Here is a 13,742-nt window from a genome sequence, read left to right on the forward strand (position 1 = left end):
ACCTCCTCGGTCCGGACCGGCGTGGCGTGGCGTGGGTGCGGCTCAGGCGCCCTGGCTGCGGCGCGCGCGCTCCGCGTCGCGCTCCTTGATGCGGACGGTCTCCTTGCGGACCTCCGACTGGGTGGCGCGCTCCTTCTTCAGCCACTCGGGCAGTTCCTGCTTGATCGCGTCGATCTGCTCGGTGGTGAGCGGCTCGGTGATCCCGCCGCGCGCGAGACCGGCGATGGAGACGCCGAGCTTGTTGGCGACGACCGGGCGGGGGTGCGGACCCTTCTCGCGCAGCTCCTGGAGCCAGGCGGGCGGGTTGGCCTGGAGCTCGGTCAGCTCGGCGCGCGAGACGACACCCTCCTGGAAGTCGGCGGGGGTGGCCTCGAGGTACACACCCAGCTTCTTCGCCGCGGTCGCGGGCTTCATCGTCTGGGTGTTCTGGTGCGACGTCATGGTGTCAAGGGTATCGAGCATGCGGGCGACCTCCGACCACGTCCGCTACCGGTAGCCTTGCGGGGTGACAGGCTCGGACGTTTCCCTCCCGGATTCCCCCGCGGAATCCCCCTCGACCCCCTCGTTCCGGCTCGTGTACGTGCCGGGCGTGACGCCCTCGAAGTGGGTGCGGATCTGGAACGAGCGCTTTCCCGACGTACCCCTGACGCTTCTGTCGGCCACCCCCGCCGAGGCCTTCGGGCTGCTGCGGGAGGGTGCCGCCGACGCGGGACTCGTCCGGCTGCCCGTCGACGGGGACGACCTCAGTGCGATTCCCCTGTACGAGGAGACCACGGTCGTCGTCGTCCCGAAGGACCACCTGTTCGCCGAGGTCGAGCTGATCTCGGCGGGCGACCTCGCCGACGAGCTCGTCCTCCACCCCCTCGACGACACCCTCGGCTGGGAGCAGCCGCCGGGCCGCCCCGCGATGGAGCGCCCGGAGACGACCGCCGACGCGATCGAGCTGGTCGCGGCGGGCGTCGGCGTGCTCGCCGTACCGCAGTCCCTCGCCCGGCTGCACCACCGCAAGGACCTGACGTACCGCACGCTCGACGGCGTCCCGCAGTCGCGCGTGGCCCTGTCGTGGCCGGCGGCCGACGAGGCGCCGGACCTGGTGGAGGAGTTCATCGGGATCGTGCGCGGCCGGACGGTGAACAGCACCCGGGGCCGCCGCGCCGAGGAGCTGAAGGGCCAGAAGCAGCCGCGCAAGGACCAGCGGAAGCCCGCGCGACCCGGCGCCGCGAAGTCGGGCGGCGCCAAGCAGGGCGGCACCAAGGGCGGTGCCCGTACGGCCGGGAAGGGCGGGGCGGCCCGCAAGGGCGGCGGCACCGCCGGCGGCGCGGGTCGCGGCAAGAGCGCCAAGCCCCGCCGCGGCCGCGGCTGAGCCGTCTCCCGTACGACCGGGCCGCGAGGTCCCGCGGCCGGGCCCCTGCCGGTGCGGCCGGGGCCCCGGCCCGCGACGTCGGGCGCCCTGTCCGCACGGCGGACGCGCCCCACCGGGGCGGGGGCCGCCTCGGCATACTGACCCCTCCTTGATCACCGAGATCATCCCGATCTTCCAGGAGGAGCTTTGGCCGCCAGTTTCAGGACCGTCGTCGAGGTGGCACCGGACCACCTCGCCCAGGCCCGGTCGATCGACCGGGTGTTCCAGGAGGCGATCGCGCCGGCGACCGTCAACTTCGACTTCGAGGCGATACGGGACGCCGCCGCGGCCGTCCCGGACAGCACCGTCGTGAAGATGGTCCGGGGATGGGGGCTCCAGGAGTACGCCCCCGTCCTCGTCATGGTCCTCTCCCTCAAGGAGGCCGTCCGCCAGGCGCTGCCGCCGGAGTGCGCGGAGGCCGGCTTCTGGGCCACCGTCGAGCGGGAACTCGTCGGGGCCTTCACCGGCCTCGCCGCACAGGAGGGGCAGCCCGGCCTCTCCTTCTACGAGGAGTCCGCGGAGCGCACCCGGTTCTACCGGGACCTGTTCTTCGCCCTCCAGGACGAGGAGACCGGGGCGTACATGTACGCCCTGGCCTTCTGCGTCGACGTGACGGTGGAGCTGCCGAAGGAGCGGGCCGTCGCGCTCGCCCTGACGGACGTCGTCCCGTTCGCGGTGCGGCTCGACGCGATCGTGGTCCGCCAGGCCCTGGGCGTCTCGGTCTGATCCGTCCGGCACGCACCGGCCCGCCGTCCCGGGCCGGATCCCCCGCGGCCCGGAACGACCTGCCCCGCCCTTCCCTTCTTCCTGGCTCGCTCAGCCGTTCCGGCGCCACCGTCCGCCCCGCGCCGCCGCGACGAGCTCCGGCACCGTCGCCAGCTTGACCCGGGGGCGACCCGCGTCCCGGCCCCGGGCCCGTTCGGCCCGGTCGATGGCCGCGAGGCCGCGCGCGTCGACGAGACCGCGGCTGCGGCTCCTGGCCAGACGGTGGAAGTCCTGGGCCGTGCCGGCGGGAGCGGGCAGCGCACCGGCGACCGCGTCCGCGAGCAGCGTCCCGACCGTCTCCTCCGCGCACGCCCGGTTGGCGCCGATACCGCCGGAGGGCCCGCGCTTGATCCAGCCCACGACGTAGCCTCCGGGCAGCCCGGCGACCCGTCCGCCCTCGTGCGGCACCGTGCCGGTGGCCGCGTCGAAGGGCAGCCCCGGCAGCGGGACGCCGCGGTACCCGATCGCCCGGACGAGCAGCCCGGCCCCGATCTCCGTTCCGGACTCCGCTCCGTCCTCCGTCACCCGGACCGCCCGCACCCCGTCGGTGCCGAGCGCCTCGACCGGGGCGGAGTGGAAGCGGAGCACGATCCGGCGCCGGTCCCGCGCGGGGGCCCGCGTCCAGTCGACCGCCTCGCGGGTCACGTCCCGCAGGAGTGCCGCCTTCGCCCCGGGCGCGGCCGCGTCGATGGCCGCCCCGGTGCGGGGGTCCCGGTCGTCGACCACCAGTTCCACGCCGGGCAGGTGCGTGAGCGCGAGCAGCTCGGAGCCGGTGTACGCGGCGTCCTCGGGGCCGCGGCGGCCGAGGAGCACCACCTCGCGGACCGGGGTGCCGCGGAGTGCGGCGAGGGCGTGGTCGGCGATGTCGGTGGCGGCGAGCTCGGCGGGGTCCATGACGAGCACGCGGGCGACGTCGAGGGCGACGTTGCCGTTGCCGACCACGACGACCCGCTCGGCGGAGAGCCGGACGGCGTCCCCCGCGGTCTCCGGGTGCGCGTTGTACCAGGAGACGACCGACGTGGCGGAGACGCTGCCGGGCAGGTCCTCGCCGGGGATGCCGAGGCGCCGGTCGGCCGGTGCGCCGACCGCGTAGATCACCGCGTCGTGGTGGGCGGCGAGTTCCTCGGCCGTGACGTCCTCGCCGACCCGGAGGCCGAGCCGCATGCGGACCCGGGGGTGGGCGTGGAAGCGGGCGAAGGAGTCCCCGGCTCCCTTGGTCGCCGGGTGGTCCGGCGCCACGCCGTGGCGGAGGAGACCGCCGGCCACCGGCAGCCGGTCGATCAGCGTCACCTCGGCGTTGGTGTGCAGGAGCAGGTCCTCGGCGGCGTACATGCCCGCGGGGCCGGTGCCGACGACCGCGATCCGGAGCGGCGCGAAGTCGGCGGGGAGGGAGCGGCGGAAGGACGGTTCGCCCCAGGTGTGGAAGTTGGGCGAGGCCAGGGCCGGCGGGGGCGTGCGCTCGGCGTAGTAGCGGGCGTTGAGGTCCTCGTACGCGCGCAGGGGGCCGGTGAGCCGGTCCGCCGGGAAGATCGCGTCGACGGGGCAGGCGTCGGCGCAGGCGCCGCAGTCGATGCAGGACTTCGGGTCGATGTAGAGCATCTCCGTGGTCCCGAAGTCCGGTTCCTCGGGGGTGGGGTGGATGCAGTTGACCGGGCAGACGGCGACGCAGGTCGCGTCGCTGCAGCAGGTCTGGGTGATCGCGTAGGTCATGTCGTCGGCTCTGCTCTGCTCGGCTCGGAGGGGTCAGACGAGGTGGGCGCGCTGGTAGAAGAAGAGCGCGGGCCGGGTCAGCATGCCGACGTCGGCGAGGAACTCCATCAGTCCGGCGCAGCTGGCGCGCAGCTGCGCCTTGTAGTGCTCGTTGGCGGCGGCCTCGCGGCGGGCGCGCTCGGGGTCGAGGCCGGCCCGCACGTACACCTCGGGGCTGACCAGGCTGGTGATGATGTAGTACGCGGCGATGGCGACCACGAGGGCCTGGAAGTGGCGGCGGGTCCGTCCCGCGCGGGCGAGGTGGCGGCGCGTCTCGTCCCGGGCGAACTTCATGTGCCGGGACTCCTCGACGACATGGATGTTGCTGATGGTGCGGACGAAGGGGACGACCCTTTCGTCGCGCATCCAGTCGCGCTGCATGACGTCGAGGACCTCCTCGGCGACGAGGATGCCGGCGTACGCGGCCTCGCCGAAGCCGACGGTCTTCATGAACCGGCCGAGTTCGAGCACCGCGCGCTTGGGCCGGTACGCGGGCGCGCCGAGCTTCTGGGAGCCCCGGGCGAACATGATGGAGTGCCGGCACTCGTCGGCGATCTCGGTGAGGGCCCACTGGAACCGGGGGTCGGTGTGGTCCATGCGGTAGATGTCGCGCAGCACCATCTGCTGGAGGATCATCTCGAACCAGATGCCGGTGCTGGCGACCGACGCGGTCTCCTGCCGGGTCAGCTCCTTGCGCTGCTCCTCGGTCATCTCGTTCCAGTAGGCGGTGCCGTAGAGGGAGTTCCACTCGGGGCTCTGGCCGTGGAAGTCCTTGTCGAGGGGGGTGTCCCAGTCCACCTCGACGGCGGGGTCGTACGACAGCTTCGCCGCCGAACGGAGCAGCCGCTCGGCGACGTCGGTGTCGGTGACGGACTCGCCGTCCGGGCGAACGGTGCTGCGTGCCATGGTGCGGCTCCTTGGGTCGCGAGAGCGGCTCGGGCTCTTGTTAGACATCGCGTCTAGCAAGCTTGTTAGACGGAACGTATAGCAAGGGTCCGGGGCAGGCCTACCCCCCGGTACGGACTTTTTCCAGGCCCTGCCCTCTGGGCATGCGAACGGGGCCGGAGCCATGGCGGCTCCGGCCCCGTTCCCCGGGTCGGGACGTACTAGAAGGTCAGGTTCCAGGCGTCGATCTTGCCCGTGTCCGCGCTCGCGTTGTCGTTCACGCGAAGCTTCCAGACGCCGTTCGCGACCTCCGCCGACGCGTTGACCGTGTAGGTCTGCGCGATGTTGTCGGTGCCGCTGCCGGTGCGGTTGTGCAGGGTGTACACCGTGCCGTCCGGGGCGACGAGGTCGACCTTCAGGTCACCGATGTAGGTGTGCTTGATGTCCACGCCCACCTTGAGGGTCGCCGGGGCGTTGCCCGTCACCCCGCTGACCGTGATCGAGCTCTCGACCGTCGCGTTGTCCGCGATCGTGACGTCGGCGAGGTTCTCGAAGTACGCGCCGGGCGGCGGGGTGCTGCCCCCGACGGCCTTCAGGGCGTCGACTGCGCCCTCGCCGAAGAATCCGTTCTTCGCCGTGGTGCCGGTGCAGCGGGCGTCCGACGGGCACGCCCGGTCGTTGGCCTGGACACCGAGCTGGTCACGGATCTGCGCCGGCGTGAACGTCGGGTTCTGGCTCGCGATCAGCGCCGCCACACCGGTGACGTGCGGGGACGCCATCGAGGTGCCGCTCATGTTGCCGTACTTGCCGCCCGGCAGCGTCGAGTACACCTGGGTGGAGCCGTCGCCGCCCGGCGCCGCGACGTCGATGACGCCGTTGCCGAAGTTCGAGTACGAGGCCTTCGCGCCGCCGCTGGCCTGCGCGGCGACGGTCACGACGCCCGGCAGCTCGGTCGGGATGTCGATGCAGGCGTTGGTGATCGTGCGGGTGACCGGCGTCGAGTCGTTGGGGCTCTCGGAGTCGGTCGTCTTGTTCGCCAGGTCGTAGTTGGAGTTGCCGGCGGCGGCCACCTGGAGCGAGCCCTTGCCCTCGGCGTACACCTGGGCCCGGCGGACGCCCTCGATGATGGCGGCCTGGTCCACGTTGTCCGGGCAGTTGAACTGCCACGGGTCCGTGTAGTAGCTGTTGTTGGTGACCTTGAAGCCGTGGTCACCGGCCCACATGAAGCCGCAGATCGTGTTCTCCGCGAAGAACAGGCTGCTGGTCGGCTCCGCGATGCGGACCGAGGAGATCTTCACGCCCGGCGCGACGCCGATGACGCCCTTGCCGTTCTTGGCGGCCGCGATCGTGCCCGCGACGTGCGTGCCGTGGGTGCCGACGTCACGCCAGGCGCCCGCGCGGGTGTCCGCCTTGCCGTAGGCGCAGGAGGCCGAGTCGGCGGCGTTGAAGTTGGGCGCGATGTCCTGGTGCTGGTCGTCGACGCCGGTGTCCAGGACGCCGACCTTCACCGACGCCGAACCGGTGGTGACCGCCCAGGCCTGGTCGGCCTTGATCTGGGTCATGTCCCAGCGGTTGGACTCCGTCAGCGTCGTCGCGGACTGCGCCGGGTTCGCCGGGAGCGCCGGGCTGTAGGCGTCGGCCGGGACGTCGGACGTCCGGGTCGCGCCGACCTGCTGCACGCCGCTGACCGTGCGCATCGACGTGGCGAACGACGAAGACGCCGAGTGCGCCACGATGACGCCGATCGCGTCGTACGCGGCGAACACCGAACCGCCGTTGCTCGTCACGGCACCGCTCACCGCGGCGGTGCCGCCGGGCGCGGTGATGACCAGGTACGCGCGGGTGCCCGCGACCCAGGCCGCCGACGACGCGGCGGTCCTGGTGGCCTTGGTGGCCGTCCTGGCCTGGGTCGCCCCCGCCGAACTCGCCGCGACGGGCGCGGTGTCCGACGTTGCTGCCTGGGCGAATCCGGCGGGAGCGGCGAGCGCCACGGTCGTACCGAGCGCTGCGACGGCGATGGCCGAAGCCCTCAACCGGCTGGATATGTGGGAAAACAATGCGTCCTCCGATGACCCGGTGGCGCGGGTGGCGCCGGCCGGGCCCTGTGATGTGTGGGGTGGACGCAAGATCCCAGACTCGCCGGGCGGAGGGAAGTGTTCTGTCCGAAAAGCCAGTTCGTGTGACGCACTGTTGATCTGACGGCGCCGGGAAGGCGGTCCTATCGCCCCTCCCGCCCCTTTCGTTCCCGGGACGTGCGGAGGCGACCGCGCCGCGCGATAATGGGTGACCGTGAGTGACGAAGGCGTGGGTGAGGGCCCCGCCCGGGCCTGGGTGGCCTCCCACCCGCCGGGGTCCGAGGCGCGCGCCGAGCCCGCCGTCGAGCTGCTCCGCAAAGCCGGTCTCGACGTGCGCCGGTCACGTCAGGAGCCCACCGGGGGGCCCGGGGTGCTCCTCCTCGACGCGGCCGACGCCGCCCTCGCCGCCCGCCTGGCCCGGCTGTGCGACGCGGGACGGCACCGGGTGCTCGCCGTCGCGCTCACCCGCGCGGCCCTCGGCGCGCCGGGGCCGTGGCCGCTGCTCCGCGCGGGGGCCGGTGACGTCCTCGTCTGGGACGCGTCCGCGACGCCCGCCGAGGACGTCGTGCGGCGGCTGCGCCGCTGGGCCGACGTCGACGCACTCGTGGCCTCGCCGCTCGTCGCCGAGAACCTCGTCGGCGCGGGCACCGCCTGGCAGCTGCTGCTGCGGGACATCGTCGAGACGGCCGTGTTCAGCGACGCGTCCGTCCTCGTCACGGGCGAGAGCGGCACGGGCAAGGAGCTCGTCGCGCGTCTCGTGCACGCCCTCGACCCCCGCCGCGGCGCCGAGCAGCTGGTCCTGCTCGACTGCACCACCATCGTCCCCGCCCTCGCCGGCAGCGAGTTCTTCGGGCACGAGAAGGGCGCCTTCACCGGGGCCCTCGCCTCGCGGGACGGGGCCTTCGCACTCGCCGACCGGGGCACCCTCTTCCTCGACGAGGTCGGCGAACTCCCCCTGGAACTCCAGGCCGAGCTGCTCCGGGTGGTGCAGGAGGGCACGTACAAGAAGGTCGGCGGCAACACCTGGCACACCACCGGATTCCGGCTGGTCTGCGCCACCAACCGGGACCTCGCCTCCGACGAGGGGGCCCGGCGCTTCCGCGGCGACCTCTACCACCGGATCGCCGCGTTCACCTGCCGGCTGCCGAGCCTCCGCGAACGCACCGAGGACGTGCTGCCGCTCGCGCGCCACTTCCTGCGCGCCCTGCGCACCGACGACGGCACGCCCGCCGCCGAGGACTTCGACCCGGCGGTGCAGCACATGTTGATGGAACGTCACTATCCCGGAAACGTAAGGGAGTTGCGGCAGCTCGTCGGGCGGATGGCCCGCCGTCACGTCGGTGCGGGCCTGATCAGCGCCGGAGACGTACCGCCCGGGGAACGGCCGGCGGCCCCCGTCGCGGGGACCCCGGCGGACGGCCGGCCGGACGCCGGGTTCGAGCAGGCCGTCCGCACGGCGCTGGCCGCCGGCGTCAGTCTCAAGGAGATCGGCGTCCGCGCCCGCGACACCGCCGTCCTCATCGCCGTACAGGAGGCGGACGGCAACCTCCAGGAAGCCGCCCGGGCCCTCGGCGTCACCGACCGGGCGCTCCAGCTCCGCCGCGCCTCCGCCCCCGGAACGGCGAACGGTACGAGGACGCCGCAGGACGCCGCACGCGAGGAGTGACCGGCACCGTCACGCCGGCCCGCCGGGGCCCGTGCCGCTCGCCGCCCACCAGCGCGAGCAGGTTCCCGGACAGCACCCACCCCTCCTCCTCGGCGCCGAGGCCGAGCGCCCGGACCTTGGCCAGCTCCACCCCCGGGTGCAGCCACGGGCCGTCCGAACCGAACAGGACCTTCTCCGGACCCGCCCGCCGCACCGCCTCCGCGAGCAGGTCGAAGCGGCGCACCCCCGAAGTGTCCGTGTGGATGTTGGGATGGCGCACCAGATGGTCCACGAGGGCCAGTTGGGCGTGCCAGTCGTCCGCGAAACTGCCCAGGTGCGGCAGCACGAACGGCACGTCGGGGTAGTGCTCCGCCAGGAGCTCGGCCACCGCCACCTCGCCCATCGGGTCGTACAGCACGGGCAGCCGGAAGTACCGGGCCGCGTCGCAGACCTCACGGGTGATCGGCGCGTCGTGCCGATGCACCTTGATGCCGACGAAGCCGTACGCGCACACCGCCGTGCGGACGAGCCCGGCGATCCGGCCGGCGTCCCGGTCCGCGTGCACGAACGCGAAGCCGAGGAAACGGTCCGGACGCGCGGCCACGATCCGCGCCACCCCCCGGTTGGCGGCGGCGTAGTCACGGTGGAAGGCGGGGAACAGCACCGTACGGTCGATGCCCGCACGCTCGGCGCGCGGCAGATAGCGCCCGAGGGGCGCGTCGTCCCAGGGCCCGGTCAACCGGTCCCCGCGCCCCGCGTGGCAGTGACAGTCGACGATCATCCGTCCTCCCGCCGTCCTTCCGTACCGCCGTCGCCGGCCACGACGCACCCCCTACCGTCCCGACGCCACCCGCGTGAACAGCTCGCGCAGCACCCGCCGGAGGACCGCCGCGTCCCGGAACGAGGCCGCGGGCACCCCGGAGAAGGCGGCGAGCGCCCGGTACGCGTCGGCCTCCGGACGGCCGGTCGGCGCCACGGGATGCCCCGCGGCGCGCAGCGCCTCACGGGTGAACCCGAGGCCGGCGGTCGTGCGGGGCCGGTCGCCCCGACCGCGGTTGGTGTCGCAGTGGAAGTGGTCGCGGTGGTCCGTCCGGTAGTAGTCGATGACCGTCGCGAAGGAGAGCCGCAGGCAGGCGTCGATCCGCCGCAGCAGCACCCGCTGCCCCGGGTCGGTCCAGTTGTGGACGATCGTCTCCCGCAGCCCGCTCGGCGGCCCGCCGGCGGCCGGCCACCGCACCCCGACGACGTCCAGGGCGTCCCCCCCCACGAGTGGTTGCTGAGGACGTCCGGCTTCGCGGGATCGGACCGCTTCACACACCGGCAGTACAGCGACCCGGCCGTGAGGATCGCCTCCACCGGCATGCCGAAGCCCCGCATGTTCCGCAGGAACGCGCTCATCGCGTCCCTGACCGGCGGGGTGAAGCGCTGCTCGCGCCGCCACTGGCGTCCCGTCACGACGAGGAGCCCGCCCGCGCGCTCGCGCCGCACGGACTCGGGGTAGTGGAACGGGACCCCGTCGACCTCCTCCGCGCACAGCAGACCCGGCACGGGCGGGCACGCGATCCGCCCCGGCCGCGTGCACTTCGCCACGGCCGTCCCGCCCGGCGCCGCGCAGGACCGCGCGGGACGCGGGGCCCCGGACGGGGCACCCGGGCCGGGGCCGGCCGACGGCCCCGGGGGAGCGGCCGGAGCGGGGGCCGCGCCGCCGGCCCGGCCGCCGGCGAGCAGCGGCCGGACGACCGTGTCCCTGATGGCCAGCCACTCCCGCGCCGCGTCCCGCTCGCCCCGCCCGATCGGCGCTCCGGCCCGCTCCGGATGGCGCTGGTGGAACACCAGACTCGTCAGCGCGGACTCGTCACGGGAACCCTGCGCGACCGCGCTCACCACCCGGACCAGCTCCCACGGGCTGAACCCGGTACCGCGCTCGAACTCCCCGACGAGCGCATCCGGTTCCCCGGCGGAGGAGCCCCGGGAGGGCGTCTCGTACGACATGGCACGCCCCGGCCGCTCAGTACGGCCGGTCCGAAGGAGGCATCCGCCGCAGTCGGCGGCCCGCCATCCCGGCCCCGGCCCTGGCCCCGCCGCCCCGCACCGCACGCTCGCGCCCGGCACCGCCCCGCTGCTGGGCGGTCCGCCGCCGCAGGTGGACGGCCGGCATCGTGACGTCCAGCCGGTCCGAGGTGAGGTCGACACCCGTCGCGGCCCGGTAGGCGTGGATGTACCCCTGGATCTCCGCCCGCCAGTAGCGCGCCCAGTTCGCCGCCTCGTCCCGCTCGATGACCGAGTTCCAGTCGCCGAACCGGATGGAGAGCAGGATGCGCTCGCCGAAGACCGCGAGGTTGTGGAAGTGCAGCGTGGGCGTGTCCGTCCAGCCCTGCAGCTTCTTCATCACGTCGACGGTGCCCATCCACGGCTCCGGGTACGCCACCATCGCGCGCGCCGGCAGGAACTGCCGCATCTCCGGCCTGGCCAGCAGCCACTGCTGCATCAGCATCTCCTGGCGGGCCGTCCACGGCAGGTCGCCGTACTGGTTGTGCTGCCCCTCGGTGAGCAGCAGGTGCACCTCCTTCAGGCCGTTCAGGACGGGGAACCCGTCCGGCGTGACGGTCATGTCGTCGGCCTGCGTGAAGAACGTCGTGCACAGCTTCAGCAGGCTGTGGAACGCCTCCAGGAACTTGGAGCGGCTGTCGGCCCCGCGCAGCGGCGGCACGGCCCGGCCGATGAGGGTGATCCCGTAGTGGTGGTCGTACTCGTACGCCCGCCGCACCACCGACAGGCGGTGCTGCTCGTCCTGGATGTAGCCCCACAGCAGGTTGCCGAGCGGCATCAGCGGGGCGATCTCCAGATGGGCCAGCGGGTCCGGCTCCACCGCGCGCCGCATGTTCTGGAACCGGCGGCTGATCTCGATCAGCGACTGGACCAGCAGACTCTCCTCCTGCCAGTAGTTCCACAGGAGTTCGATGAGGCACGGGTGGGTCAGCTTGTACCGGAGGATCGCGTCGCACGGGAAGCCCAACTTGCCCGACCCGCGCACCGGGACGTCCCGCAGCCCGTCCAGGATGCGGGCGAAGTACGGGAGGGCGTAGAAGTTCGGGTCCTGCGGGATCGGCTCGACGAACGCCTGCCACATCGTCTCGAGCTCCTGCTGCGACACGGGCCCGTCCCCGTACCGCGCCTGCTCCTGGAGCAGGTCGACGCCCTCGAACGGCGCCCCCGGACGGTGCGGGTCGACGAGGATCCCGCAGCGCAGCCGCATGAACGCCTCGGTCGCCGTCTTCAGCAGCCAGTACGCGTCCACGTCCGGGTACGGCAGGGCGTTCCCCCTGCGGAGCGCCTTCAGCTCGGCCCGGCCCTCGGACCGCAGTTGCCGGGTCTCCCGGTCGAGGCCCGCGGAAGACCGGCACAGCACCAGGTCGATGAAGTCCTGGTACTCGCCGAAGCCGAGGGACTCGCTGCTGTTGCGGATCGCCGTCCACAGCGCCTGGCTGTCGGTCCTGACGACCCCCGCGGGTTCCAGGTGGACGGAGAGCGACTCACGCCGCCGGTCGACGACCGGCATCTTGATCCGGACGTCGACCACCTGCGTGCTGGTGCGACCGTGCTGGTCGGTGACCGTGACGGTGGCCTCCTCCACGCCCGGCTCCGCGCTCCGGGTGTCCCACACGACCGCGGCGTCCTTGGCCGTCCACCGGGCGAGCGTGCCGCCCGTGACGGACCAGTCGAAGGCCACGCGCCCCTCCGACGTGTCGGCCCGCAGCCGCACCGTCTCGCCCCGCGTCACCTCGTCGGGTACGGCGGTCAGCGTGACCTGGAGCGGCGAGCGCGGTGTCAGTGGTGTGCCCATGACTCCTCCTCGGGCAGGGAATGACGAGGAAGACCGCCGCCCACGGGGACGGCCTTCCGGGGGACGGCCGGCCGGACGGCCGGCGACGAGCGGCGGGCGCAGGCCGCCGTCGTGGCGAGGGCGCTGCGCAGGGCCCAGCCCCGCAGCAGCGCCTCCGCCCGGCGGCTCTCCGCCTCGGGGGAGACCAGTCCGGCCGACCGGGCCTGACCCAGTGCTGCGAACGCGAGCGTCGGCGCGGCCCGGTCGAGCAGCTCCGGACGCCGCCGCGCGGCCTCGTACAGCGCGATCAGGCGCCGCGGGGAACGCTCGGCCGGCCGGAACAGCCGGCCCAGCGTGACGTCCTCGCGCCCCTGCGGCCGGTGGGACACCAGCAGGGCCGCGAGCTCGGGGGCCGCCGAGGTCAGCGAGGCGAGCAGCGCGCGCGCCTCCGCGTTGAGACCGTCGACGGGATACAGCGCGGACCACAGCTCGCCGAGGGCCCGCCACTGCGGATCCGGATGGAGCGACTCGCCGATGGCGGTGCCCAGATGGACCCTGATCCAGGGGAAGGGATGCGTGTCGAGGGGGTCGAGGCGGAAGACGAAGCGGCGCGGCAGGCTGACCACGCCGATCAGCCCCATCGTCGCCGTCACGCCCAGCTTCCCGATCGCCCAGAAGTCGGCGACGATCTCCGGCAGCCACCGCGAGAACAGCGCCCAGGGCAGCGGCAGCCGGCCGCCCGGCCCGGTCACCCGCGCGCGCAGCTCGGTCCGGAGCGACGGCACCAGGCCGAGCAACGCGGCTCCCTGATGGCCGACTTCGTGGCACAGGGACGAGCTCAGGCCGTATCCGCCGACCATCCGCTCCCGCGGCACCCGCACGATCGCGATCGGGCTCGCGCCACCGCCCGGCAGCCGGGTCCGGGCGCGCCGGATCGCCGCACCGGGCCCCCGGTCCAGATAGCAGACCACCGGAGGCGGGTCGAAGGGCCTGCCGGGCACGTCGAGCGCGTCGGCCGCCGCCACGTCCATCCCGGACAGCCAGAGCCCGACCTCGTGCTCACTGCGCTGGGTGACCGTCTGCTGGAAGAGGTCGAACTGGCCCAGGACGTCGTTGAACCGCCAGCGCAGCGCCGTGAACCTGCGCTGCATCTCCGCGGGCGAAGCCGCCGCGCCCTCGCCGTCCAGCCATGCCAGGTAGGCGCGGACCCGGCCCCGCAGCTCGCGCCGCCCCGCCACGAGGGTCCGCTCGATGCCGATCTGGGCGGCGGGCGAGGGGGCCGCGGCGGGCAGCATCGTCTCGCGCACCGCGAAGGGCTGGACCCGGTCGAGCCGGGTGAGCAGCGCCCGCGCCTCGCCGGCGAGGAGCCGGCGGGCGGTCGACGACGTCCCGTGCACG

At 73.7% G+C, this 13,742-nt stretch carries 12 protein-coding genes; 4 read left to right on the plus strand and 8 right to left on the minus strand.

Going from position 1 to position 13,742, the window contains the following annotated elements; all coding sequences use genetic code 11:
* Nucleotides 1-42: 42 nt before the first annotated feature.
* Nucleotides 43-441, minus strand: a complete 399-nt coding sequence (locus tag ACFCY7_RS11875; protein ID WP_376483636.1) for a DUF5997 family protein — start codon at nt 439-441, stop codon at nt 43-45.
* A gap of 64 nt (nt 442-505) precedes the next feature.
* Here ACFCY7_RS11875 and ACFCY7_RS11880 point away from each other — a divergent pair, with 64 nt between their 5' ends.
* Both ACFCY7_RS11880 and ACFCY7_RS11885 read left to right on the plus strand, forming a co-directional pair.
* The gene (locus ACFCY7_RS11880) at nt 506-1,363 is read left to right on the plus strand and encodes a LysR family transcriptional regulator substrate-binding protein (protein ID WP_376483638.1); all 858 of its coding nucleotides are present in this window, start codon (nt 506-508) and stop codon (nt 1,361-1,363) included.
* A gap of 186 nt (nt 1,364-1,549) precedes the next feature.
* Nucleotides 1,550-2,128, plus strand: coding sequence for a Type-2Aa cytolytic delta-endotoxin (locus ACFCY7_RS11885; RefSeq protein WP_376483640.1), 579 nt, complete (start codon nt 1,550-1,552; stop codon nt 2,126-2,128).
* Nucleotides 2,129-2,218: 90 nt separating this feature from the next.
* On the opposite strand, the gene ACFCY7_RS11890 is transcribed toward ACFCY7_RS11885, so the two are convergent.
* The 3 genes from ACFCY7_RS11890 to ACFCY7_RS11900 form a co-directional block, all read right to left on the minus strand.
* Nucleotides 2,219-3,877 carry an FAD-dependent oxidoreductase gene (locus tag ACFCY7_RS11890; protein WP_376483642.1) on the minus strand — a complete coding sequence of 553 codons (1,659 nt, stop codon included), beginning with the start codon at nt 3,875-3,877 and terminating at the stop codon, nt 2,219-2,221.
* A gap of 33 nt (nt 3,878-3,910) precedes the next feature.
* Nucleotides 3,911-4,822: a diiron oxygenase gene (locus ACFCY7_RS11895; protein ID WP_376483643.1), complete on the minus strand. Its 912-nt coding sequence runs from the start codon at nt 4,820-4,822 to the stop codon at nt 3,911-3,913.
* A 200-nt stretch (nt 4,823-5,022) separates the two neighbouring features.
* Complete coding sequence (locus ACFCY7_RS11900) at nt 5,023-6,819, minus strand: S8 family serine peptidase (protein ID WP_376483726.1); 1,797 nt, start codon at nt 6,817-6,819, stop codon at nt 5,023-5,025.
* A gap of 271 nt (nt 6,820-7,090) precedes the next feature.
* Here ACFCY7_RS11900 and ACFCY7_RS11905 point away from each other — a divergent pair, with 271 nt between their 5' ends.
* Complete coding sequence (locus ACFCY7_RS11905; protein WP_376483645.1) at nt 7,091-8,542, plus strand: sigma 54-interacting transcriptional regulator; 1,452 nt, start codon at nt 7,091-7,093, stop codon at nt 8,540-8,542.
* Here the strand turns inward: ACFCY7_RS11905 and ACFCY7_RS11910 are convergent.
* Both ACFCY7_RS11910 and ACFCY7_RS11915 read right to left on the minus strand, forming a co-directional pair.
* Nucleotides 8,451-9,302, minus strand: a complete 852-nt coding sequence (locus ACFCY7_RS11910) for an amidohydrolase family protein (protein WP_376483647.1) — start codon at nt 9,300-9,302, stop codon at nt 8,451-8,453. The two genes, ACFCY7_RS11905 and ACFCY7_RS11910, sit on opposite strands and share 92 nt — an antisense overlap.
* A gap of 51 nt (nt 9,303-9,353) precedes the next feature.
* Nucleotides 9,354-9,788: a hypothetical protein gene (locus ACFCY7_RS11915; RefSeq protein ID WP_376483649.1), complete on the minus strand. Its 435-nt coding sequence runs from the start codon at nt 9,786-9,788 to the stop codon at nt 9,354-9,356.
* A 93-nt stretch (nt 9,789-9,881) separates the two neighbouring features.
* Here ACFCY7_RS11915 and ACFCY7_RS11920 point away from each other — a divergent pair, with 93 nt between their 5' ends.
* On the plus strand, nt 9,882-10,022 hold the full coding sequence (locus ACFCY7_RS11920) for a hypothetical protein (RefSeq protein ID WP_376483650.1): 141 nt from the start codon (nt 9,882-9,884) through the stop codon (nt 10,020-10,022).
* A 507-nt stretch (nt 10,023-10,529) separates the two neighbouring features.
* Here ACFCY7_RS11920 and ACFCY7_RS11925 read toward each other — a convergent pair.
* Nucleotides 10,530-12,365 carry a hypothetical protein gene (locus ACFCY7_RS11925; RefSeq protein ID WP_376483652.1) on the minus strand — a complete coding sequence of 612 codons (1,836 nt, stop codon included), beginning with the start codon at nt 12,363-12,365 and terminating at the stop codon, nt 10,530-10,532.
* Nucleotides 12,350-13,741, minus strand: a complete 1,392-nt coding sequence (locus ACFCY7_RS11930; RefSeq protein WP_376483654.1) for a hypothetical protein — start codon at nt 13,739-13,741, stop codon at nt 12,350-12,352. The genes ACFCY7_RS11925 and ACFCY7_RS11930 overlap by 16 nt, the downstream gene beginning before the upstream one ends.
* Nucleotide 13,742: the final 1 nt, after the last annotated feature.

Source organism: Streptomyces sp. NPDC056361 (assembly GCF_042262805.1).
GTDB lineage: Bacteria > Actinomycetota > Actinomycetes > Streptomycetales > Streptomycetaceae > Streptomyces.

Coding starts and splice junctions, on each gene's coding strand:
- ACFCY7_RS11910 (WP_376483647.1), bottom strand. CDS start 9,302: ATGATCGTCGACTGTCACTGCCACGCGGGGCGCGGGGACCGGTTGACC.
- ACFCY7_RS11895 (WP_376483643.1), bottom strand. CDS start 4,822: ATGGCACGCAGCACCGTTCGCCCGGACGGCGAGTCCGTCACCGACACC.
- ACFCY7_RS11925 (WP_376483652.1), bottom strand. CDS start 12,365: ATGGGCACACCACTGACACCGCGCTCGCCGCTCCAGGTCACGCTGACC.
- ACFCY7_RS11920 (WP_376483650.1), top strand. CDS start 9,882: ATGCCGAAGCCCCGCATGTTCCGCAGGAACGCGCTCATCGCGTCCCTG.
- ACFCY7_RS11875 (WP_376483636.1), bottom strand. CDS start 441: ATGACGTCGCACCAGAACACCCAGACGATGAAGCCCGCGACCGCGGCG.
- ACFCY7_RS11890 (WP_376483642.1), bottom strand. CDS start 3,877: ATGACCTACGCGATCACCCAGACCTGCTGCAGCGACGCGACCTGCGTC.